This is a genomic window from uncultured Maribacter sp. (assembly GCF_947500405.1).
GTDB lineage: Bacteria > Bacteroidota > Bacteroidia > Flavobacteriales > Flavobacteriaceae > Maribacter_B.
The window spans coordinates 135546-160469 of sequence record NZ_CANMRY010000010.1; the positions used below are offsets into that span (position 1 = coordinate 135546).

Genomic DNA, 24924 nt, shown 5'->3' on the forward strand with positions numbered 1-24924 from the left:
AAAACATGTACGACCAAAATCAACATACTAATTCCGAAGAAAATATTTTTAGAATACTAGCGTCTAAGCTCCTACCTTATTGGCCATTATTTGTCTTTTTAACTATCTTTCTTTTATCAATTTCATGGGTATATTTAAAATTCAAAACCCCAATATACCAAGCCTCTGCTACCTTAATAATAAAAGATAAAAATAAGGGCGTAGATGATGCTAAGTTAGTAGAATCTATAAACCCATTTGAATCTAAAAAGATTGTAGAAAATGAAATAGAAGTAATTAACTCTAGAGCAGTTTTAACTAATGTAGTTAAAGACTTACATCTATATGCACCAGTATACAAAAAAAAATTATTAAAAGATGTTCCTGTTTATGCCCCACCCGTTCAAATACAATTAAAAAATCCAGACATCTTAAACTCAATATCGCAAAAATTAATTAAAAAGTACCCCATAACCTATGACTCTTCAATTAAAAAAGTAATTATTAATGAAAATTCTTACCCCGTAAACCAATGGGTTACATCTTCTTTATTTGGAGAAATAAAGTATGTTTTAAAAGACGACAATACTGCCTCTATAAATGACGAATATTACTACACTTTCATAAACCCTAACCAGCTTGCAATAGATCTTTCTGGAGGTATAGAAGTTAATGCTATTAATCAAGTTTCAACTGTTGTAAGATTAACATACAAAGACCCTAATCCAAAAAAAGCCGAAGAAATTCTAAACCAGGTAATAAAAGCCTACAACCAAAAAGGAGTAGATGACCGTAATCAATTAGCTGCTAATACATTAGAATTCATTGAAGAAAGAATGAATAATGTAGAAAAAGAACTAAATAATTTAGAAATTGAAATACAAGAATTTAGATCGTCAGAAGGGTTGGTTAACATTAGTGAACAAGGTAAATTATATTTAGAAAATGTAGGAGACTATGATAGACAAATAGCCGATATTAATAGACAAATATCAGTCCTGCAAAAAGTGGAAAGATATGTAATCTCTAAAAAAAACAAAGGCGGTTTAGTACCCTCTACGATAGGTATTAATGACCCCGTATTATCGCAATTATTAGAAAAACTATACAATTCGGAATTAGAATATGAAAAATTAAAAAATACAACTGGAGCCAACAACCCAATACTACTATCTATTACAAAAGAAATTAACAAAATTAGACCTAGTATATTAGAAAATATTAGAAGCCACAAAAACAATTTGAACGCCAGTTTAGGAAATTTAAATTTAAATTCAGACAAGTCTAATTCCGAGTTAAAAACACTCCCGGAAAAAGAAAGAGCATTATTAGCAATTACTCGAAAGAAAACTATTAAAAATGAATTATTCGTTTTTTTACAGCAAAAAAGAGAAGAAACGGCTTTATCCTACGCCCCTAATGATGGCGAAACTAAAATTGTAGATTTAGCGCAGTCTAGCCCTTCTCCTGTTAGCCCAAGAAAAACAATAATATACTTCTTAACTCTAGTTGCTTCTTTTAGCATTGGCTTAACCTATATTATTGGTAAAGAAATGCTTAATAGCAATGTTCTTTTTAGATCAGAAATAGAAAATAATACAAATATTCCTGTAATTTCTGAATTGCCCTTTGTAAATTTTGAAAATGGTACAAATACTAAAAAATCTATTGATCAAATTTTTCTCCAAAAAATAATTTTTGTATGCAACAAGTTAGGTTTTGGAAAATTTTTAAACCTAAAAAATCAAAAACAAGTTTTAATACAGCAAGGAGAAGCCGTTCTTCCTGATTATTTTAGACAACTCGGAGTAGAATTAGGACTTTACAGCAAAGAATTTACAAAACAAAAAATTTTAGTAACCTCTAGTATTCCAGGAGAAGGTAAAAGTTTTGTTTGTACAAATTTATCCTATTGTCTTGCGCAATCTGGAAAAAAGGTAATCTTAATAGATATGGATTTTATTAGAGCAGAAACTACAAAATCTTTTAACCTAGAAAATGAACATGGTTTAACAGATTATTTAAATGACCTTCACAATTTAAATAAAATAATAGCCAAATCTCCAATAAATAAAAATTTGTCTATTATTCCTGTAGGAACAATAATCGAAGATTATACTCACTTACTATTAAACGGTAAGATTAATAAATTGTTTAATGAATTATCAGGGCTATATGATTATATAATTATTGATTCTGCTCCTGTTAATTTAGTTGCAGATGTTAATTTACTAACCCATTTTAGCGACAAAACGCTTTATATTGTAAGGCATGACCATACTCCTTTAAATGCAATAAAACATTTAAAACACAATCTTAATCCTAATATAAAAGACATAGGCATAGTATTTAATGGTGTAAAAAGAAGAGGTTTTATTAATGAAGAATTTAGTAGTGGTTATGGCTACTCTTTAAACAAAGAATATACCTATTCTTATAAAAAACAATAGAAACGAAAATGACTAGTAGCTCTGAAATAATATTTCAAACAGACTCTGAAATAGTGAAACAGCAATACAAAACTGCTAAAAACTATTTAATAGAATATACTACTGATGATACTAGTCCAAAAGGGATTAAAAAAATAATATTTAAAAAAAATAAAGAACAAATTACATGAAAAAATTCCTAATTAAAACCTATAAAAATATTAGGGATGGTTATTTTTTCAAAAAATCAATCTCTAAAAAAATATCAGGAAAAGAAAATCAATTAAAAATTGATACTTCCTGTAGATTTATAAATTGTAAACTTATAATTTCAGGAAAATTCAACACCATAAACATACAAAAAAATTGTATTTTCAAAAATGTTACCTTCTATATTAAAGGTAGTAACAACACTATTCATATTGCTGAAAGTGTGCAATTTAATAGAGCAGGTGAAATATGGGTGGAAGATGACCATTGCAAGTTATTTATAGACCACAGCACTACTTTTGAAGATACGCACCTAGCAATAACAGAGCCTAATTCTAAAATGAATATAGGAGCTAATTGTATGTTTTCCAATGGCATAGATGTACGTACAGGAGACTCTCATTCTATTATAGATAATACAACACGAGAAAGGATAAATTACGCAAAAAACGTTACCATTGGAAATCATGTTTGGGTCGGAGCACACACCTCTATTTTAAAAGGAGCATCTATCGCTAATGACTCTATTATTGCAACACGGTCGGTGGTTACCAATTCTCATGAAAATCCCAATACTATATTAGCTGGTTTACCTGCAAAAGAAATTAAACGAAACATTAATTGGGATAGAAAAAGATTCTATAAAAAAGAGTAACACTATTGTAACCACTCTTTATATTTAAACAAAATAATTCCACCAAGACATTGGCAAAAAATAAAAAACATTTACTAATAGAACCCATACTAGCTCTTTTCCAAAAATATATTGGGGGAGGTCACGAGAGGAGTGCAAAAGCAAAAAAAAATATACTCTCCTCTATATTTATAAAAGGCGCTAGTATAACGGTAAGCCTTTTAGTTGTGCCACTAACGTTAAACTATGTTAATACTGCGCAATATGGTATTTGGTTAACCCTTAGTTCTGTTGTGGCGTGGTTTAGCTTTTTTGATATTGGTATAACCCATGGTTTACGCAATAGGTTTGCAGAAGCTAAAGCAAAGGGAGATGATAATGCTGCGCAAATATATATTAGTACTACCTATGGTATATTAAGTGTTGTTTTCATATCTATTTGGTTGCTTTTCTTATTAGTAAACCCTTTTTTAAACTGGGCCTCTTTATTAAATTTAGACCCACAATATAGTACAGATGTATCTAAACTTGCACTAATTGTTTTTTCTTATTTCTGTTTGCAATTTGTGTTAAGAACTATAACCACCTTATTATCGGCAGATCAAGAACCTGCAAAAGCCTCTTTAATAGATGTTATTGGCCAAATAATATCCTTACTAATAATTCTAATTTTAGTAAAAACAACCGAAGGTTCTTTAGTTAACCTAGGCCTAGCACTATGTGTGTCTCCGCTATTGGCACTAATTGGGGCAAATGTTTTCTTTTTTAAAGGAAAATATAAAAAATACAAACCTTCTGTTTCTAAAATAAAATTTTCGCACGCGAAAAGCCTTTTTAATTTAGGTATTGTATTTTTTGTAATTCAAATTGCAGGTTTGGTGCAATTTCAATCTGCAAACTTTATTATATCAAGAAATTTTGGTCCGGAAGACGTCACGAACTATAATATTGTATTTAAATATTTTGGAATATTAAATATGGGTTTCATGATATTTTTAACCCCTTTTTGGTCTGCAGCTACAGAAGCGTATGTTAAAAAAGATTTAATCTGGATTAAAAATAGTATAAAAAAATACAACCTATTGAACATCGTATTTGTACTATGTGGTATTATAATGCTCCTTTTTGCAGATTTCATCTATGACTTCTGGTTAGGAGAAGGCAAAGTAAAAATTGATTACTGGTTATCCTTTTGGGGCTTAGTTTTTTTTATATTTTCAATTTTTGGTTCTAAATATGTAAGCTTTTTAAACGGTATTAGTGCTTTACGATTGCAGTTTATTTCTAGCATCATAAGTCCTATACTATATGTTACGCTGACTTTAATTTTTATAAATTTTTATAAAATGGGAGTTTATGCCCTTTTTATAGCATCTGTTTTGGCTAACTTCAATGCTATTATTTTAGCTCCTATACAATATTATATGATTATTCATAAGAATAAAAAAGGAATCTGGATTAAATAAAATAGAACTAAACTAAACCCATATATGGCCTTCAATAATTTTAAAAGTAGACTTAAGCAAAAAATATGGCGTAACATAAAAGATTTCTTCTATGAAGAGCGAATAAAAGATACTACCATAATTCAAAACATAAATTATAGCGCAGCCCTTATTGATCAAAAAAAAGCTGTAATTTGTTATATAACCGATAGTTATTTATTAGATTGGGAACAAATAAATGTAGGTAGAACACAACCCAAAGAAATTTTATCCATAACTAAAGTTATAGGAGAATTAGGCTATAGTATAGATATTATTGGCTGTAATGACACCAAAGCTGTTGACCTAATAAAAACCAAAAAATACGATTTAATCTTTGGTTTTGGAGAAGCATTTTATCAACTCACAAAAATAAATCCTAAAGCGATAACCGTTTGGTACTTAACAGAACATCATCCCGATTTTGCTGAAAAAGAAGAGCGCAAAAGACTAGATTATTTTGAAGAGCGTAAAAACAAAACAGCTAGAGTAGTAAGAACAGGTAATTTTTACAAAAAACACCACTTAGAAAAAAAATATTCACAGGTAATTACCATGAGTGAAATAGAGCCTTTCCAAACTATGTATCCTAATATTAAATCTATTTTTCCAACCGGGTTTTATAATAAAAATTTCTCTTCCAATCAAAAGAATCATGAAGAAGGAAGAAAACACTTTTTATGGTTTGGTTCCTTTGGTGCTATCCATAAAGGGTTAGATATATTATTAGATATTTTTGAAAAAAGAGACGATATTTTTTTACATGTAGGAGGGTTATCTGAAGAGGATAGAATCTTACTATACCCTAAGAAAAAAGAGAACATCATAGATTACGGTCATATTAATATAAATTCTGACGTATTTTTAGATATTATTAACAAATGTACTTTCACTATATTGCCTTCTTGTTCTGAAGGCTTTTCTACATCTATTACAACATGTATGCGCCATGGATTAATACCAATTGTAAATAAAGACACTGGTTTTAATAGGGTAAAAGAAAATGCTTTTTTCTTGGACGACTTTAAGGTAGACTATATAAACAATAAGCTAACAGAATATTCTAATTACAAAACAGAAAAATTAGAAGAAATTAGTAATAATGTACTAAAATTTGCTCAAGAAAATTATACCATTGAAGCTTTTCAAGAAAATTTCAATACTATCATTAATTCTATATTAAAAGAATAAAACATGACTAAAGTAGTTCACTTACAAACCCACTTACCCTCTTCTGGAAATGCTGCCTTTAGACTACATAAAGCCATGTTAAAACAAAACATAGAATCTTCTATGTTATCTTTAAGTACAGATGTGTCTATAAATTCAAAAATACAAAGTTTACAATTAAGAGCTTACCTAAATTCTATACTTCATGAAAAGCTTCATCAAAGAAGAATAAAAGGGTTAAACTCTAAATACGGAATGTTCTCTTACCCTATTCTAGGAAATAATATTATAGAACACCCCTTAGTAAAAACTGCCGATATAATTTACTTACACTGGATTCTTGCAGGTTTCTTAAATTTAAAAAATGTTGAGGATTTAGCAAAAACAGGAAAACCAATCATATTCTTTATGCACGATATGTGGACTATGACAGGTGGTTGTCACCATAGCTTTAATTGCGAAAATTATCTATCAAATTGCCACTCCTGCCAAATGTTCCCTGAAAACAAAAATAAATTACCAAATAAACTATATAATAAAAAACAAAACATATTTAACAAGTACTCCAATTTATCTTTTATATCCCCAAGTAGTTGGTTAGATCAATTAGCTAAAAAATCTAGTTTATTAAAAAATAAACCTACTTATCATATTCCAAATATTATAGGAAAACACCCCTTTAAACCATTAGATAAAAAAATGGCCAGAAAAATGTTTAACCTAGAGGAGAATGAGACTATAATCGTTTTTGGAGCTGCTTCTCCAAAAAGTCCTTATAAAGGATGGAGTTATTTAAAAGACGCTTTAGACCTATTAAAGAACCAAGCTAACACAGAAAATTATTCTATTGCCATTTTTGGAAGTGAATATGACGCCGAAATCGCTGAGGCAATACCCTTTAAAACCTATTTTTTAGGAAGGCTAAAAGATGAATATTCTACTGCCTTGGTTTATAATGCTGCAGATATTTTTGTAGCCCCTTCAATAGCTGAATCTTTTGGAATGGTAATATTAGAAGCACAAAGATGCGGCACTCCTGTTGTTGCATTTAAAACAGGGGGTATTCCTGATTTAATTGACCATACTAAAAACGGATATCTTGCAGAATATAAAAATTCTGGAGATTTAGCAAGTGGAATTTCTTATTGTTTAAATAATAATGTAAAAGGATATGCACTTCCTTGTTTTGACCCTATTGCTATTGTAGAACAACATAAGAAACTGTTTCAAAAAATAAATGTATAAAATAAAAATTGTTACAAATAATATGTTACAAAAACTAGATTATAGTTTTAACAAACCAAATACATTAAAAATATTCTGGTTCGGTATTTTTATATACATGTTGGGCTATTCTCTTTCTATAACCGGTAATCCCATTTTTATAATTTGTGATTCGTTAGAATTACTCGGAATTGCCTGTTTTTCATATTCTCTTAGCTTATTATTAAATTATAAATTTGAAAATTATTATTTTAAAATATTATACTTTTTTTTATTAATTTGGTCTCTTCTTGTGATAGCAAAAGGTATGAAAATGGATTACATTTTCATTAAAAAATTTTTATTTAGCCCATTTTTAGGTGGTTTTGTATACTTTACTCCTCTAGTTGTACTATCAAAAAAACCTCCAGCATTTTACAAGATACTATTCAAATTAATTGTTGCCTTAGGTTTCTTACATTTGCTTTTAAGTATAATTTCTATAGATATTTTATTAGATGCTAATAATATTAAAGCCAGAGATACTTTTGAGATATATGTGAAGGTTTTAGCTATTCCATCAGGATATATACTTATGACAGCCAATTATCATAAAATAACAAAAAAAACTATTGCTTTTTTAACACTCGGCACAACTTTATTATTATCTATCTATTTAGCCAGAAGGGGATTAATGTTTATTAGTGGTTGTACTTTTATATTTTCTTATTACTTATACATTCTGCGTAAAAAAAAGCAAATACTAACTATTATCTTTACAGGATTAATGTCTTTTACTTTTTTAGGATTAGGTCTTATTTCTTTTGGAAACATTAATAATTCCAAATTCTTTGAAAAAGCAAAAGAAAGAATAGGTGAAGACACTAGGACTGGTGTTGAAGAATACTATTATGCCGATATGGAATTTAAAGACTATGTTATAGGCAGGGGTATGAGTGGTTTAATAGCAGCACCTGGAGAAATTGATGGAGAAACTGACCATCCAGGCTATAGAGAAGGAATTGAAACCGATTATTTAAATATTATTTTAAAAGGAGGTGTAATTAGTTTAGGCCTTTTATTGTTAATTGCTATACCTGCAATGATAAACTGTTTCTTTTTCTCCAATAATTCCTTATCAAAAGCAGCAGGGTTTTGGATTTTATTATGGCTTATTTCCCTATACCCATCAACTGTAACTAACTTTACATTACATTATATTTTAGTATGGATTAGCATTGGCATTGGTTACTCTAAAGCTACTAGGGAAATTCCAGACAAAATTCTTCAAGAATATTTTATAAAATATTCTTTATAACCTAAAAAAATATTTTAAGCACTATTATTCAAATTATTTATCTATTTTATGGAATTACCCAACGTACTCATTTTAAACCAACCATTTGTTTCTAATACAGGAGGAGGTATAACGCTTTCTAATCTTTTTAAAGGATGGGATAAAGAGAAACTTGCTGTTGCCTGTTCAGGTTATATAATGACTCCAGATATTGACCCAACTATTTGTGACAATTATTACCAGTTAGGGTCTGTAGAAAGGTCTTGGGTATTCCCTTTTAATCTATTTGGCAGAAAATATCCGAGTGGACCTATCAATTTTAAAAACAAATCAATTAAAAAAGTGGTAACAGATGAATCCAAATCTAAAACAAGAGTTGGGTTTGTTATGAAATATTTAAATCCATTTTTAAACTATACAGGCTTAACACACTCTATATCTAAAACAAGCCTTTCTCCTAAATTTATCCAGTGGGTAGAAAACTTTAACCCCGATATTATATACATACAATGTTCCTCAAGAGAAAGTATACTATTTTGTAATGAAGTTCAAAATTATTTTAAAAAACCCACGGCTTTTCATATGATGGACGATTGGCCGTCGGTAATAAGCAATAAAGGAATTTTTAAAAACTATTGGACAAAAAAAATAGATGCCGAATTTAAAATTTTATTAAAAGGTGTAAACACCCCTATGGCTATATGTGATTATATGGGAGAAGAATACAAAAAGAGATATGGTAAAGATTTTATTACATTCCATAACCCCATAAATATAAATTTTTGGGCTACTGGGCAAAAAAAAGAGTATACACTGCAAGAAAACCCTACTATTATGTATGCTGGCAGAATTGGTCTTGGTATAGATAAATCTTTACAATCTATTGCTAAAGCTGTTGAGATTGTAAATTCTAAATTAAACATTTCATTAAATTTTATAATACAAGCGCAAAAAAGCCCAGAATGGGTTTCTAATTATGACTGTGTTAATTATCAAAGTTTTGTACCATATGATGAATTACCAAAAGTATTTGGCAGAACAGATTTTTTAATTTTACCCTATGATTTTAGCCCAAAATCTATCGCATATATAAAATATTCTATGCCTACTAAAGCTTCGGAATATATGACTAGTGGTGCTCCTATACTAATTTTTGCGCCAGATGAAACAGCATTAGTACAATATGCTAAGAATAAAAAATGGGCATCGGTGATAACAGAAAACAACAAGAACCTTTTAGCCGAAACTTTAGTTGATCTAATAACTAATAAAGAAAAAAGAGAAAAAATTGCTAACAATGCTAAAGAATTAGCTAATATAAGACATGACGATCAAGTTGTTACAGCTGAATTTAGAGACGCATTGATTTCTACTTCAAAAATGTAATTTAAGTCTACTAAACGAATGATCCATTCTTGTTGTCGAAAATTAAACCCTTAAGATCCTAAAATTATTACCTTGCACGTTAATCTTTTGTATTTAGATTAAACAGCAACACTATTTCTATGAAAATAAATAACAAAATCTTGTATATTAAAAAATACTTTTTAGCTATTATTCTTTTTTTTGGACTCCAACTTTTATCTGCTCAAATAAAAATTGGCGACAATCCAAATGTTATTGACACCAATTCTGTATTAGAATTAGAGAGCACTTCAAGGGCTTTTGTGATTACAAGAGTTACTACCGCTCAAATGTTAGCTATTACACCTTTACAAGGAGGTCTCGTATATAACACTGATGAGCAATGTGTATTCTATTTTAATGGAGCGCAATGGAGTAATTTATGCCAAAACACTTCTGGAAACTCATTAAGTATTACCGATAATTCAGATGGCACCTATTCCGTAGATGACGGTATAAACCCACCATTTACTTTTAACGGTGCAGATGAAACAACTTCTACTTTAGAAAATGATGGTAATGACAATTTTACCTATACCGATGAAACTGGACAACAAACAACTTTTTCTACTTCAGGAGGTTCTTCTAACTTAACTATAACAGATAATTTAGATGGTACTTATACAGTAGATGATGGCACTAACCCTCCATTTACATTTAATGGTTCAGATGAAACTACCTCTACTTTAGAGAATGATGGTAATGATAATTTTACCTATACTGATGAAACAGGACAAACTACTACTTTTTCTACAACAGGAGGTTCTTCTAACATACCAGGAACAGCAGGTTCTGTCTTTTTTTCTGATGGTACTACGGCTTCAGAAAATAATACAGAACTTTTTTGGGATAATACCAATAACAAACTAAATATTGGAAGCAATACACCAAACCTAAATCATAAAGTAAACATTACGGGAGACATTGGAACTACAGACGGTTCTGCCGCAACACCAAGTTATTCTTTCTCCAACGATACTGACACAGGTATTTATAGAGTTACAGATGATGAATTAGGTTTTAGTGCGAATGGGGCAGAGACAATGAAAATTGATGAAACAGCTTTATTAATAAATAATGCTATTCCCTTCCATGATAGCCCATTTATTATAAGAGGAAAAGGAGAACATAATAGATTTATGGCATTTCAATCCAATGGTAATACCAATACCACAGAACTACACATAAACATGGTAGGCTATGGGTTTAACATGACAGACCAACAATTCTCGAGACTTTTTATTCAGTTTGGTAACAATAAATTTATAGGTATTAAAACTGGTTCTCCTACTGCAGAATTAGATGTAAATGGTAAATTAAGAGTTAGGGATTTACCTAACTCCCCAGGTAATTTACCAGCTGTAGTTGTAGATGCAAACGGCAACTTTTACAAAACAACATCCACTACACTGACAGGAAAAACATCTATATCTTCTACAACTAATAATGGAGGGCGCTGGACTAATAGTAATACCACTATTACAAATTTAGATAAGGACTTTATAGTACCTATATTTGACTTAGAAGATTATAAAGACGGTGGTTCTAGCACATATAATGTAATAAAAAAAAGTTTACAAATAGTAGAAACTGGTAGGTATACTATTACCACAAATGTATCTTTAGTTCTTAAAAACACAAGTTTTATTACGCAAAATGTTAATGTAAGGTTATTAGTAAACGGGACGCCAAAAGGCAGCCTTAACAGTATTACTAATGACAATAACACCGAAATTACGCAAAGTATTGCTATAAATGATGTATTGCAGTTAAATACTAATGACATTTTATCTATACAAATAACAACAAACGGAAAAACAGAAGACATACTAGTAAATACCCAAGGTACTTCTTCTTTTACTATTACTAGAATAAAATAATTTCAAACATGAACCATGTAGTTGTAGGAATTCCTACATATAAACGTCCTAAAATGCTAGCTAAATTAGTTCTAAGCATTTACAAATGTTCCTTAAATCCAGAATACATTAGTAAAGTAGATATTGTTGTAGTAGATAATGATGGTGAAAAAAGCGGCAAAAAAACGTGTTTAGAACTAAAAAAAGAATGCCCTGAGCTTTTTAACATCCATTATTATTGTTATCCAAAAAAAGGACTCTCTAACGTAAGAAATGAAATTCTAAATAAGGCTCTAAAACTTAATCCCAAATATATTGCCTCTATTGATGATGATGAATATGTTACTTCTGCATGGTTAAATGAACTTACTAAAACCATGGTAAATAACAATGCAGACATTATACTGGCTCCTGTTATTCCTGATTTTGAAGCTAATATACCAGAATCCATATCTAGCTGTTTTTTGCAAAAAGAAATAAAAAACCAACTACAACTAAAGACAATGGAGAGATCTGGTAATTATATGATACGCTCAGAATTTATAACACAAAATAATTTATCATTTGATACAAGGTTTAATACTACAGGAGCGGAAGACACCTTCTTTGGTATACAAGCGGTTAAAAAAAATGCCCAAATATTTTGGGCAGCGAAAGCCATTGCTTTTGAGACCATTCCAAAAAGTAGAAGTACTTTTTCTTGGTTATTTAAAAGAAGATATCGTACTGCGAATACATATACATTTATAATTTTAATTGAAAAAAAATATAACCTAATATTTAAAAAACTTATTATGATTTTTTTTCACTTCATTGTTGGTATTTTAGGCTCATTAATTTTACCTTTTAATACAAAAAATAGATACTATGGCCCCTTAAAATTAGCCGAAAGCTTTGGAGCTTTTTCTAGCTTAATCAATATTAAATATCACGAATATTCTAAAGTTAGATAAATAAATTTTATATAATTTACTAGTAATTTAAAAAAAATATCTTGTTTAATAATGCCACATTAAGTCCTATCGTTGTTTTTACATACAATCGCTTAGGTTCATTTAAAAAAACAATAGAAGCTTTACAAAAATGTTATCTTTCTAAAGAAAGTGAACTTATTATTTTTTCAGATGGTGCTAAAAATCAAGAAGATTTACCTAAAGTAAAAAAAATTAGAAATTATATTAAAAATATAAAAGGCTTCAAAAAAATATCTTGGCATTTTTATAATAATAATAAAGGACTAGCAAACTCCATTATTAAAGGAATCAATATAACATTTCAATCTTACAACAAAGTTATCGTTCTAGAGGATGATTTGTTACCAAGCTCCAATTTTTTAGTGTATATGAATCAAGCTTTACAAACGTATAGAAATGTAAATAATGTAATGTCTATATCTGGATACACTTCTCCTATATCTTGTCCTAAAGGTTATAACTTCGATAGCTATTTTACACAAAGAGCCTCTTCATGGGGTTGGGCAACATGGAAAGAAAAATGGATAAATATTGATTGGCATGTTAGAGACTATAAAGAATTTTCTAAAAGTAGAACCAAAAAAAAGAAATTCAATCAAATGGGCTCTGATTTATCAAATTTATTAGACAAACAAATGTCTGGAAGAATAAACTCTTGGGCTATAAGATGGTGTTACCACCAATTTAAGAATGACCTTTATACCGTTTTTCCTATGTCCTCAAAAATAGATAATATTGGTTTTACAGATGAAGCAACGCATACTAAAGACAATTCCAATAGATTTAAAACTAATTTAGATAAATCAGGAAAGACAAAATTTAATTTCCTTCTGACTCCGCAAATAAATAAAAATATTTTAAAGCAATTTACAAAAGTCTATGGTTTAAAAACTAGAATATTTAGTAAACTTAATAAATATTTAGCAAGATGAAGCCTAAAATACTTTTTATACTAACGCTCCCCCCGCCTATTCATGGTGCTTCTTTAATGGGGCATTATATAAAAAATAGTAACCATATTAATAGTAATTTCAATTGTACTTTTATTAACTCACAAACTTCTAAAAAACTTAAGGATATTGGGAAAGGTATTTTTTCAAAAATATTTACTATTATTAAAACTAACCTAAGTATCTCCAAACATCTATTATTTAATAATTATGATTTTTGTTATTTTACATTAACATCAAATGGCCCAGGTTTTTATAAAGACTTACTTACAATAATAATTCTTAAAAGTTTTAGAAAAAAAATTATCTATCATTTTCATAACAAGGGAGTTCGTGACCATAATTCTAATCTAATAAATAATATCTTATATAAATTTGCACTATCTAATAGTAAAATTATATTACTTTCTCCTTATCTACTTGTAGATATAAAAAAATATGTTCGTGATGTAAATGTTTATTATTGTCCAAATGGCATTCCTATAATTAACCATAACTATAAAAAAATTAGTCGAAGAAAAAATAAACTGTTATTCTTTTCTAATATGATAAATTTAAAAGGAATTGATATTTTATTAAATGCTTGTAAAATCCTTAAAAACAGAAAAATTGAGTTTTATTGCGATTTTGTTGGTGAATTTTTAGATTTTGATGAAAACTCATTTAATAAAAAAATAGAAGCATATTCATTAAAAAATAATGTTACCGCACATGGTGGAAAATATAAGGATGAGAAATACTCATTCTACATAAATGCAGATATATTTGTTTTCCCAACATTAAATGACTGCTTTCCACTAGTCATACTAGAAGCCATGCATTTTTCACTTCCGGTAATATCAACGAATGAAGGTGGTATTCCAGACATTGTAGACCATGATAAAACTGGCTTAATTGTAGAAAAAAACGATGCAGAAATATTGGCAAATAATATAGAATATTTAATTAACAACCCTGTTGTAAGTAATAAAATGGGAACATCTGGAAGAAAAAAATATTTAGACAATTATACTTTAGATATTTTTGAAAAAAAATTAACCCATATTTTAAATACAGAATCCTTAAATAAGTAAATTAAGATTTCAACAATACAAAATGAAAATAGGGTTACTAATAAATAATTTAAGACATATTCCTTCATGGAAATTAAGAGTAATGGAATTTGTTATAAATAATCCTAAATTAGAATTAATCCTCGTAATTAGCACTTATAAAAAAAACAATACAAACTTTATTTTAAAGTTACTTATAGCTATACAAACTAAAATAGAAAGACTTCTTTTTTTTAAAAAGCCATTTTTTAAAAATAAATTAAAAATTGAAAAAGAATTAAATTCTTTAACTACTATTAATTTTAAAAAAAATATTACAAACAAAGAATTATCCTTTTTAAACAATTTGGATTTAATTATTAATCTAAATAAACTTCCTATTGAAATAAAACTAAAAAAATTTCCTCAATATGGAATATGGAATTTAAAGTTTGGGAAAGGCAATGAAATTTTTAATAATGCAATAGGCGCTTGGGATGTAATAAACAAAAGCAAGAATATAAAAGTTGATATTATTAAAAGTAATATAAATGGTAGCAAAATAATTAATTCAGCTTGGTTTAACAGGCACTGGTCTATTGTTAAAACAAATGACAATATCACTGAAAGCTCTGTTGCTCTTCTAATAAAAAATATTAATAATATTGAACAAAACGCAACTATATTAGATTCTTGTTTTTCAAAAAAAAATAATGACATTCATTTTGTGAAATTAATTATTTACATAATGAAATTTTATTTAATCATAGCCTATAAATTTTTATCTAGAATTAAATGGTTTTTCTTTAAAAAAAGGCAGTACTGTTTTACTTTAGCTGTTGGCAAAGGAAATGCTTTAACATATAATCAACTATCCGAAAAATCTATCCTCCCAGACGATAATGAATATTGGGCTGATCCCTTTTTATTTCCATATAAAAATAAAACTTATGTTTTTTTTGAAAATTTCTCATACAAATCTAAAATAGGTAAAATATCTTGCGGAGTTTTGGAAAACAATTGTATTCTTCACAAAGAAGATGCTTTAGTACTTAATACCCATCTTTCTTATCCCTACATATTCAAAGAAAAAAATAATATTTTTTTAATGCCTGAGAACTCGGAAAAAGGAGGGTTACATATATACAAATGCATTACTTTTCCTAATAAATGGACATTATATAGCTCATGCTTTATAGGTGAAAAAATAGTAGACGCTTCTTTTTACACGGATAATGAAAATCAAAAATGGTTATTTTTAAACAAAGGAGACAATGAAAATGTTCCAATGGAAAATGAATTATATATATTTAAAATAGACTCCTTAAAATTTAATACTATCATACCGCATAAACAAAACCCAGTATTAATAGATTCTAGAATTGCAAGAAATGCAGGCTCAGTCTTTAATTACAAAGAAAATGCATATAGACCTTCTCAGGCAAATATTGATGGTGTTTATGGAAAAAATATAAATATTAACAAGATTGAAATCTTAAACATTGAAGTCTATAAAGAAAAAACTGTAAAAGTATTCAAACCTAATACCAAAAAAGGATTTATTGCTATGCATCATATACATCAAATTAAAAATCAATTTATTTATGACTCGGCTTTAAATAGTTTATAAATTAATATTACACATTTAAAAACATGAATTTATCTCCAATACTACTTTTTACATATAAAAGATTAGACTCATTAAAAGAAACTGTAGATGCCTTAAAAAAAAATTTTTTAGCAAAAGAATCTGATTTATTTATCTTTTCTGATGGTGCAAAAAATGATAAAGATGCTCAGAAAATTAATCATGTTAGATCCTATTTAAAAACCATAAATGGCTTTAAATCTATAAACATACACGAATCTCCCAAAAATAAGGGATTAGCTAATTCTATTATTGCAGGAGTGTCGCAAATAATAGAGCATAGTGAAACCGTTATAGTTTTAGAAGACGATTTATTAACCACTCCAAATTTTTTAAATTACATGAATGATGCCTTAAATAAATATTCTGAAGTAGAAAAAGTGTTTTCCATTTCTGGTTATTCTTTTAACCTAGGCATAAATGGGAATAAAAACCAAAGTGAAACCTATTTCTTATATAGGGGTTGGTCTTGGGGCTGGGCAACTTGGAAAAGCAAATGGTCTAAAGTGGACTGGGAAGTTAAAGATTATAATACATTCAAGGAAAATAAAAAATTACAAAAAGAATTTTCCAAAGGAGGATCCGACTTAAATGCAATGCTTAGTAAACAAATGGAAGGTTCTCTAGACTCTTGGGCTATTAGATGGTTTTACCATCAATTTAAAGTTGGCGGTCTAACTTTATATCCAGAATATTCTAAAATTTACAATAATGGTTTCGATGACTTAGCAACTCATACAACAGGTTCTAGTAGTAGATACTTACCTTTAATAGATGAAAATTATAATAAAGAAATTATTTATCCTAAATCTATAGAAGTAAAAAATAGACACTTAAAATTATTCTTAAATAAAATGGGAATTTGGGCTAGAATTTACTCTAAATTTCAGACAATTTTTTCTAAAATATTAAAAACGAAATGAAACAATTAATTAAACGATTACGCTTTTTGTTTTTAAAAAATTATAAATGGCGAAATTATACTATTGGAAAAAATTTATATGTAGGCAGAAGAGTTTACTTATGGGCTAAAGAAAAAATAATTATTGGAGATAATTTTTATATTGGCAGAGACTCCCAAATTGAAACGAATTGTATTATAGGCCATAATGTAATCTTTGCTAATAAAGTAGCTATTGTCGGTAAATATGACCATCACTATCAAACTATAGGAGTTCCTACACGTTTAGCATCAAGAATTAGAGATGAAAATTACTCTTGGAGAGGAAAAGGTCAAATAACGAATATTGAAGATGATGTTTGGATTGGCTATGGTTCTATAATTATGAGCGGAGTTACTATAAAAAAAGGTTCAATTATTGCTGCAGGGTCTGTTGTTACAAAAGATGTTGAATCTTACTCTATATATGGAGGAAATCCTGCAAAGAAAATATGTTCGCGCTTTGAAACAGATGTCGATTTAGAAAAACATATACAAATAGAAAAAAAAATTCTAAGAAATTTAAAGAATTATACAGGTATAAAAAGTATAAATCTTAACAATAAATTAAACGTATGAATAAAATAAACCACATAAATGTTTTAGAATATCCTGTATTTTCAAAATCTTTAAGCGAACTACCTAAGAATAAAAAACTTTTAATTAATACGATTAATCAATATTCCTATTGTATAACAAAAAGAGATTCTTCTTTTAAAGAGTCTCTTTTACAGTCTGATATTCTTTTACCAGACGGTATTGGCATTGTTACTGCTGCGAAATTTATAAACAAACAAAAAATAAGTAAAATTGCAGGTGCAGATTTGCATAATTTTTTATTAAAAAAATTAGAGAAAGAAAAAGGCTCATGCTTTTATATGGGTTCTTCACAAGCTACACTAACTAAAATAAAAGAACGTCTAAATAAAGAATACCCTAGCATAAAAGTTGACACCTATTCTCCACCTTTTAAGCCCCAATTTACCAAAGAAGATAATACTGCCATTTTAAACGCTGTAAATTCTTTTGCTCCTAACGTGCTTTTCGTAGGGATGACCGCTCCTAAACAAGAAAAATGGGCGTATAAATTTAAAGAAGCATTAAATACCCAATACATATGTTCCATAGGAGCTGTTTTTGATTTTTATTCAGGCACAACAACAAGGCCAAGTAAATTTTGGCAAAACTTAGGGTTAGAATGGTTAGGCAGATTACTTAAAGAGCCAAAACGCATGTGGAAACGTTATATTTATTATGGTTTTATTTTTGCAGGTCATTTACTAAAACACAAGTTTAAAAAAAAATAACTACCCTCCTTTAATTTTCATAATACCCTTTAAACCACTTCACAAAACTTTGCAAACCATCTTGTAAACTCGTGGTAGGTTTGTACCCAACTGCTTTCTGTAATTTACTAGAATCTGCATAGGTAATTTTTACATCACCGTCTTGCATTGGCATAAAGTTTTTGTCCGCTTTTTTACCCATTGCATCTTCTAAACCACCAATAAAATCTAGCAATGCTACTGGTTTTGCATTGCCAATATTAAATATTTCTGCTTTTTTAATTTTTGTCTTTGGAGCTTCTAAAGCTAATTTTACTACACCTTCTACCACATCGTCTATATAGGTGAAATCTCGTTGCATTTCTCCATTATTAAAAACATTAATGGTCTCTCCTTTGTTTATAGCTGTTGCAAAAAGCATTGGAGCCATATCTGGCCTTCCCCAAGGACCATAAACGGTAAAAAACCGAAGTCCTGTTGTACGTAAATCATACAAATGGCTATAGGAGTGCGCCATTAACTCATTGCTCTTTTTAGTAGCAGCATATAAACTTACAGGGCTATCTACTTTTTCTTTTTCTGAAAAAGGAACTATACTCCTATTCCCATATACAGAGGAACTAGATGCATAGATTAAATGATCAATTTTATTATTTCTACAACATTCTAGAATATTTAAAAAACAAACTACATTAGATTGTATGTAAGCATGCGGATTTTTAATAGAATGCCTTACTCCTGCCTGTGCTGCTAGATGAATTACACATGTAAAATCTTGTACCTTAAACAAAGTCTCTAATGCTTCTAGATTGGTTATATCTACTTTTAAAAAAGAAAAATGGTCATAGGTAGTACTTGTTACAAGACCTAATTCTTGGTTCTCTTTTATTTGGCTTTTAATATCTACACCCAATTGTAAAAGACGATTGTATTTTAAATTGGGATCATAATAACTATTAATATTATCTATACCCACAACCGTAACCCCTATTTTTACTAAGGTTCGAGATACATGAAATCCTATAAACCCTGCTGCTCCTGTAACCAGTATTTTCATTAAAATATTGTACTTATTCGTTTATTTTCTATCTAACTTATACCTATACGGAGCGAGGTCACAATACAGTAAAAGCAATTAACATATTAGTTTATACTTAGGTACAAAACCATATATAATCAAATATAAAGCAAATATATTTTCTCCCTTAATTTTTACAGAAAACAAAGTCACGAATACCCCCTTTATAAACCTAAAAACAAAAAATCATAGGGAATTAGAGCTCAAATACAACTTTACAATCCTTTTTAAAACTGCTCTAACATATAATTAAGTAAATCCGTAGTTGTAGCAATTCCTCTTAATCTACCTGTATCAATCACAGGAATAGCATGAAATTCTTTTTTAGATAACAACTGTGCTAATTCTCTAATAGTAGTCTTAGAAGTTACACTAACTAAATTTTTAGCCATAACTTATTCTAAGGTAAACATATTATACACTACCGTTTCTACAAAATCATCATCTTCATCTACGGCATAGATAAAACTTATACTATACGTAATAAATCAGTATAACTTAACATACCTTTTACTTCTTCCCATTAACAACAGGCATATATCTATACAATGCTTTTTAAATAAATGTTCTGCTTTATCTAAGGTATTTCCAGTATTCAAAGTAATACCCTCTTTTGTCATTATTTCAGAAATTGGTGTTCTCTTTTTCATAGGAATATTTTTTAAATCCTCCCTTAAAGTTATACACTACAATTACTATAGCACATGATAAATATCAGTCACAAAAAAAGCTATTATAAATTAGTTACAAACTTTTTCAACTCTTTTGCAAGGGTAAAAATTTTACTTCTAGAGGTAAGTAGATAAATAAGCAACAGTAAATACCTTCAACAAATTTAAATTATGTCTTTTAAAAAGGTTACCATTGTCAGTTCGAGCGGAGTCTAGAACTATTCGTTAGTTTTAAAATAGACTACGACTCCGCTCAGCCTGACATTTGCACAAAAAATGAGATTTAATCTAGGCAAATATCTACTTACCTCTATTACAATTATTTATAATAGTAGTGTACAAAAAAGCCCTTTAAAAAATGCTTTAAAGGGCTTTTGTATTGGCATACCGTAAATTACTTAGCTACATTTACCGCTCTTGTTTCTCTAATTACCGTAACTTTTACTTGACCAGGATAGGTCATATCGGTTTGTATTTTTTGCGAAATTTCAAAAGACAATTCAGCAGCTTTATCATCATTCACCTTTTCGCTTTCTACAATTACACGTAATTCTCTACCGGCTTGTATTGCATACGCTTTTTGCACACCACTAAATCCAAAGGCAATCTCTTCTAAATCTTTTAAACGTTGTATATAAGAATCTAAAACTTGTCTTCTTGCACCTGGTCTTGCGCCACTAATAGCATCACAAACTTGTACTATAGGAGAAATTAACGTTTTCATTTCTATCTCATCATGGTGCGCCCCAATAGCATTACAAACGTCTGGTTTTTCACCAAATTTTTCTGCCCATTGCATACCTAAAATAGCATGTGGTGTTTCTACCTCTGCCTCAGTATTTGGCACCTTACCAATATCATGCAACAAACCTGCTCTTTTAGCTAGCTTTGGGTTTAATCCTAATTCTGCTGCCATAACACCACAAAGTTTTGCAACTTCTCTAGAGTGCTGTAATAAGTTTTGTCCGTAGGAAGAACGATACTTCATCCTACCAATCGCTTTTATTAATTCTGGATGTAATCCATGAATTCCTAAATCTATAACGGTACGCTTTCCTATTTCTACAATTTCTTGCTCTATTTGCTTTTCGGTTTTTCTAACTACTTCTTCTATACGTGCTGGGTGTATTCTACCATCCGTAACTAATTTATGTAAAGATAAACGAGCTACCTCTCTACGAACAGAATCAAAACAAGAAAGTATAATAGCTTCTGGGGTATCATCCACAATAATTTCTACACCAGTAGCAGCTTCTATAGCTCTAATGTTTCTCCCTTCTCTACCTATTATACGTCCTTTTACATCATCCGATTCTAAATTAAAAACAGAGACACAATTCTCCACAGCTTCTTCTGTTCCTATACGTTGTATACTATTTATTACAATCTTTTTAGCTTCTTGCTGTGCTGTTAATTTAGCTTCCTCAATCGTAGATTGTATGTAAGACATAGCGTCTGACTTTGCAGTTTCTTTTAATGACGCTAATAATTGACTTTTTGCTTCCTCTGCAGATAAGCCAGAAATAACCTCTAATTGCTGTACTTGATTTTTGTGCAATTTTTCTAATTCAGATTGTTTTTTTTCTAAAAAATCTGATTTATGTTCAACGTCTTTTAGTTTACTTTCTAACTGACTGTTTATTTTTTTATTCTTAGCCAACTCTCCACTTACTTGAGATTCTTTATCCCTTGTTCGTTTTTCTGCTTCACCAATTTTTTTATCCTTATTAATTATAACTTTTTCATGCTCCGCTTTTAGTTCTAAAAACTTTTCTTTAGCCTGAAAAATTTTATCTTTTTTAATATTCTCTCCTTCAATTTTAGCTTCCTTTAATATGCTTTGTGCATCTTTCTTTGCCGAGGCAATGGTTTTAGAAGCCTTACCCTTTTCCATAAATTTTGCTATTACAAAACCTATTGCAAGACCTACTATTCCTGCTATAATCAATATACTGTTATCCATAGTGTTAAATATTTAATATAAAAAAGCCCACATTAGCGAAGTTTTGTACAAACTCCAAAATACAAGTTTAGGGCTAACAAATAGATCAAGGATCCTTATACAAGTAAGGCTTGCTTTTACCATTTAAACTCACCCTTTTTAAACAATTTAATGTTGAGTTTGTCAAAAGATATTACCAATGTGGGCAGTAACTTTAGTTTATTTATAAGAACTTATTTTATTCCAAGTTTAGAACTCACCAATAAATCTAACGCTTTTAAACGTTCAGTAGCTTCATCAGTTCCTTCTGCTTTTTCAATGCCTTTTTGCTCTATTTTCGAAGCAAATTGCAAGGCACACATTGCCAATACATCTTGCTTGTCTCTTACTGCATAGTTTTGCTCAAACTTCTTTGCTAGCTGCTCTATATTTTTAGCGGCTTTACGCAGTCCTTCCTCTTGACTAGGGTCTATGGTTAAAGGATATACCCTATCTGCAATAGAAAGCTTTATTTTGAGCTTTTCTGACATATTTATTAGTAAAACATTATTCTGCTAGTTGTGCTATACAATAGTCCAACTCTCTAATTAATGTATTTATTTTAAGCTTAGCTTCGGTTTTATTTGTATCACTGCCCAGCATTGAATTTGCCAATTTAAGGGAATTGTATTTCTCCTGCCACTCTGTAATACTCTTACGAGTAACATCATGATCCATTTTAATGGTCACTAATTCTTTTTCTAACTTTTCATTAGCTTGCTGTTGCACTTCTAATTTATGCAATAACTTGCTAATTTTGTTTTCTAAGGAATCAACAATTTTAACCAATTCACTCATACACAAAAATCAATGCGTTTTACACAAAGTTAACATACATCTTAAGACTTAGCAATATTTTTTTAATTATTATTTATAGAATACTTTAAATCATTTAAAAACGTTGCTTATTAAACAGGGATTTTAATTAAAACACCAAGAGTTTGTTTAAGGTTTAATTCCTATTAATTACTTTCGTAGTAACTTATCTATATTTATGAAACGCGCTTTTTTATTTTTTACTTTTATTTTATTTTTTACTTTCCAAACAAACGCTCAGACTGCATACCCACAAGATACTTTTAGATCCCCAATGGACATTCCTTTAATTTTAGCAGGTACATTTGGAGAGTTACGATCCAACCACTTTCATTCTGGAATAGATATAAAAACAAAACAAAGAGAAGGACTTCCTATTTATGGCATAGGAGATGGTACTATTACCAGAATAAAAGTTTCGCTCTGGGGATACGGAAAAGTAATTTACATTGCGCACCCTAATGGTTATACATCAGTATATGGACATCTTCAAAAATTTTCCCCAAAAATTGAAAGCTATATAAAGAAATTACAATACCAGAAAAAGTCTTATGAAGTAGAAGTTTTTCCTGATTATGGGGATTTAAAGATTGAAAAGGGAGAACTTATTGCGTATAGTGGCAATACAGGTAGTTCTGGAGGACCGCACTTACATTTTGAAATACGTAGTAGTGCTACAGAAAAACCAACCAACCCATTACTTTACGGATATAAGGTTGATGATGCTACGAACCCTACGCTATTAAAATTATTTGGATATCCTCTAAGTACAAATGCTATAGTTAACAAAAGCAACGAAAGAATACAGTTAAATTTTAAAAAACAAAAAGACGGTTCTTTTTTAGCAGACAAAGTAACGGCTATAGGTACTATAGGTTTTGGTTTTGTTGGCTTTGACCGACAAGATATGGCTGCTAATAAAAACGGAATTTTTTCTCTAGAACAAATAGTAAATGGAAAGGTATATACAGAATTTGATTTTGAAAAATTTTCATTTTCAGAATCTAGATATATAAACACCCTAATTGATTATGAGTTTTATAGCAAATACGGACAACGCATTCAAAAATGTTTTAAAACACCTAGTAACAGACTTAGTATTTATAATAAAATTAAAAACAACGGTAAAATTTCTGTGGTAGAAGGACTGTCCTATACAATAGAAATTAGATTAAAAGATCTAGAAGGAAATACAACTAAATTAATAATACCCGTAGAAGGAAAAAAAGAGGAATTACAAAAAGTAAAAAAGACGCTAAAAACGGACTACTATGTTGTTGCTAAAAAACCAAATAATTTTAGCGCAGGCCCTGCCAAAATTTATTTTCCTTCTAATACTTTCTATGAGGATTTTTATATGAATTTAGAACACAAAAATGACACAATTACATTTCACAATAGTAGTGTTCCTGCGCATAAAAATTTCACCATTACTTTTGATGCTTCTAAATATTCTAAAGAAGAACAAAAAAAATTATTTATTGCCCGCTTAGATAGTAAACTAAAACCTAGACATGTAACCACATACAAAAGAGGTAATACCTTTACAACAAGAACTAAATATTTAGGCACATACACCATTGCAAAAGATACTGTTGCTCCAAAGATTTCCCCTAAAAATTTTAAAGCCAAACAATGGTTAAACAATTATAAATATTTAAGTCTTAAAATAACAGATGATTTTAGCGGCATAAACACCTACTCTGCTACCATAAATGAAGAATGGGTTTTAATGGAATATGAGAGTAAAAAAAACACCTTAACCTATAATTTTGAAGATAAAGTACTAAAAGAACAAAAGTGCAATCTTAAAGTTGTAGTTACAGATAACGTTGGTAATACTAAAGAATACACAACTACTTTTTACAGAAAATAATTTT

At 29.2% G+C, this 24924-nt stretch carries 23 protein-coding genes and 1 other RNA gene; 17 read left to right on the top strand and 7 right to left on the bottom strand.

Annotation, left to right across the window (positions count from 1 at the left end):
* The first annotated feature begins 5 nt into the window (after nt 1-5).
* The 16 genes from Q0945_RS13760 (at nt 6) to Q0945_RS13835 (ending at nt 18519) form a co-directional block, all read left to right on the top strand.
* Nucleotides 6-2429: a polysaccharide biosynthesis tyrosine autokinase gene (locus Q0945_RS13760; protein WP_299435557.1), complete on the top strand. Its 2424-nt coding sequence runs from the start codon at nt 6-8 to the stop codon at nt 2427-2429.
* An 8-nt stretch (nt 2430-2437) separates the two neighbouring features.
* Nucleotides 2438-2599: a hypothetical protein gene (locus Q0945_RS13765; protein WP_299435559.1), complete on the top strand. Its 162-nt coding sequence runs from the start codon at nt 2438-2440 to the stop codon at nt 2597-2599.
* Nucleotides 2596-3273 (top strand): hypothetical protein, encoded by a 678-nt coding sequence (locus Q0945_RS13770; protein WP_299435561.1) that lies wholly within the window; start codon nt 2596-2598, stop codon nt 3271-3273. Before Q0945_RS13765 ends, Q0945_RS13770 begins: the two co-directional genes overlap by 4 nt.
* A 50-nt stretch (nt 3274-3323) precedes the next feature.
* Nucleotides 3324-4718: an MATE family efflux transporter gene (locus Q0945_RS13775; protein ID WP_299435563.1), complete on the top strand. Its 1395-nt coding sequence runs from the start codon at nt 3324-3326 to the stop codon at nt 4716-4718.
* Nucleotides 4719-4742: 24 nt separating this feature from the next.
* Nucleotides 4743-5927 carry a glycosyltransferase gene (locus tag Q0945_RS13780; protein ID WP_299435565.1) on the top strand — a complete coding sequence of 395 codons (1185 nt, stop codon included), beginning with the start codon at nt 4743-4745 and terminating at the stop codon, nt 5925-5927.
* Between the two features lie 3 nt (nt 5928-5930).
* A complete protein-coding gene (locus Q0945_RS13785) occupies nt 5931-7151 on the top strand; it encodes a glycosyltransferase (RefSeq protein WP_299435567.1) in 1221 nt (406 codons plus the stop codon).
* A gap of 292 nt (nt 7152-7443) precedes the next feature.
* Nucleotides 7444-8427, top strand: coding sequence for a hypothetical protein (locus Q0945_RS13790; RefSeq protein ID WP_299435569.1), 984 nt, complete (start codon nt 7444-7446; stop codon nt 8425-8427).
* A 48-nt stretch (nt 8428-8475) separates the two neighbouring features.
* Nucleotides 8476-9792 carry a glycosyltransferase gene (locus Q0945_RS13795; protein WP_299435571.1) on the top strand — a complete coding sequence of 439 codons (1317 nt, stop codon included), beginning with the start codon at nt 8476-8478 and terminating at the stop codon, nt 9790-9792.
* A gap of 119 nt (nt 9793-9911) precedes the next feature.
* The gene (locus Q0945_RS13800) at nt 9912-11690 is read left to right on the top strand and encodes a hypothetical protein (protein WP_299435573.1); all 1779 of its coding nucleotides are present in this window, start codon (nt 9912-9914) and stop codon (nt 11688-11690) included.
* 8 nt (nt 11691-11698) lie between these two features.
* The gene (locus Q0945_RS13805) at nt 11699-12622 is read left to right on the top strand and encodes a glycosyltransferase family 2 protein (RefSeq protein ID WP_299435575.1); all 924 of its coding nucleotides are present in this window, start codon (nt 11699-11701) and stop codon (nt 12620-12622) included.
* Nucleotides 12623-12663: 41 nt separating this feature from the next.
* Entirely contained in the window at nt 12664-13575 is a 912-nt protein-coding gene (locus tag Q0945_RS13810) for a glycosyltransferase (protein ID WP_299435577.1), read from the top strand.
* Nucleotides 13572-14666 carry a glycosyltransferase gene (locus tag Q0945_RS13815; RefSeq protein WP_299435579.1) on the top strand — a complete coding sequence of 365 codons (1095 nt, stop codon included), beginning with the start codon at nt 13572-13574 and terminating at the stop codon, nt 14664-14666. Before Q0945_RS13810 ends, Q0945_RS13815 begins: the two co-directional genes overlap by 4 nt.
* 22 nt (nt 14667-14688) lie before the next feature.
* Entirely contained in the window at nt 14689-16254 is a 1566-nt protein-coding gene (locus tag Q0945_RS13820; protein ID WP_299435581.1) for a hypothetical protein, read from the top strand.
* A gap of 23 nt (nt 16255-16277) precedes the next feature.
* Entirely contained in the window at nt 16278-17195 is a 918-nt protein-coding gene (locus tag Q0945_RS13825; RefSeq protein ID WP_299435583.1) for a glycosyltransferase, read from the top strand.
* Nucleotides 17192-17791 carry a DapH/DapD/GlmU-related protein gene (locus Q0945_RS13830; RefSeq protein WP_299435585.1) on the top strand — a complete coding sequence of 200 codons (600 nt, stop codon included), beginning with the start codon at nt 17192-17194 and terminating at the stop codon, nt 17789-17791. Before Q0945_RS13825 ends, Q0945_RS13830 begins: the two co-directional genes overlap by 4 nt.
* Nucleotides 17788-18519: a WecB/TagA/CpsF family glycosyltransferase gene (locus tag Q0945_RS13835; protein WP_299435587.1), complete on the top strand. Its 732-nt coding sequence runs from the start codon at nt 17788-17790 to the stop codon at nt 18517-18519. Before Q0945_RS13830 ends, Q0945_RS13835 begins: the two co-directional genes overlap by 4 nt.
* A gap of 10 nt (nt 18520-18529) precedes the next feature.
* On the opposite strand, the gene Q0945_RS13840 is transcribed toward Q0945_RS13835, so the two are convergent.
* The 7 genes from Q0945_RS13840 to Q0945_RS13865 form a co-directional block, all read right to left on the bottom strand.
* Nucleotides 18530-19555 (bottom strand): NAD-dependent epimerase/dehydratase family protein, encoded by a 1026-nt coding sequence (locus tag Q0945_RS13840; RefSeq protein ID WP_299435589.1) that lies wholly within the window; start codon nt 19553-19555, stop codon nt 18530-18532.
* Nucleotides 19556-19803: 248 nt separating this feature from the next.
* A complete protein-coding gene (locus Q0945_RS16155; RefSeq protein ID WP_366136476.1) occupies nt 19804-19968 on the bottom strand; it encodes a CBS domain-containing protein in 165 nt (54 codons plus the stop codon).
* Nucleotides 19969-20064: 96 nt separating this feature from the next.
* On the bottom strand, nt 20065-20226 hold the full coding sequence (locus Q0945_RS16160; protein ID WP_366136478.1) for a hypothetical protein: 162 nt from the start codon (nt 20224-20226) through the stop codon (nt 20065-20067).
* A 415-nt stretch (nt 20227-20641) separates the two neighbouring features.
* A complete protein-coding gene (rny, locus tag Q0945_RS13850; protein WP_299435591.1) occupies nt 20642-22210 on the bottom strand; it encodes a ribonuclease Y in 1569 nt (522 codons plus the stop codon).
* A 49-nt stretch (nt 22211-22259) separates the two neighbouring features.
* Nucleotides 22260-22369: non-coding RNA, 6S RNA (ssrS, locus tag Q0945_RS13855), on the bottom strand.
* A gap of 53 nt (nt 22370-22422) precedes the next feature.
* Nucleotides 22423-22719: a cell division protein ZapA gene (locus Q0945_RS13860; RefSeq protein WP_298488596.1), complete on the bottom strand. Its 297-nt coding sequence runs from the start codon at nt 22717-22719 to the stop codon at nt 22423-22425.
* 16 nt (nt 22720-22735) lie between these two features.
* Nucleotides 22736-23026: a hypothetical protein gene (locus Q0945_RS13865; protein ID WP_299435594.1), complete on the bottom strand. Its 291-nt coding sequence runs from the start codon at nt 23024-23026 to the stop codon at nt 22736-22738.
* A gap of 196 nt (nt 23027-23222) precedes the next feature.
* On the opposite strand from Q0945_RS13865, the gene Q0945_RS13870 reads away from it, so the two are divergent.
* Entirely contained in the window at nt 23223-24920 is a 1698-nt protein-coding gene (locus tag Q0945_RS13870) for a M23 family metallopeptidase (protein ID WP_299435596.1), read from the top strand.
* Nucleotides 24921-24924 lie beyond the last annotated feature (4 nt).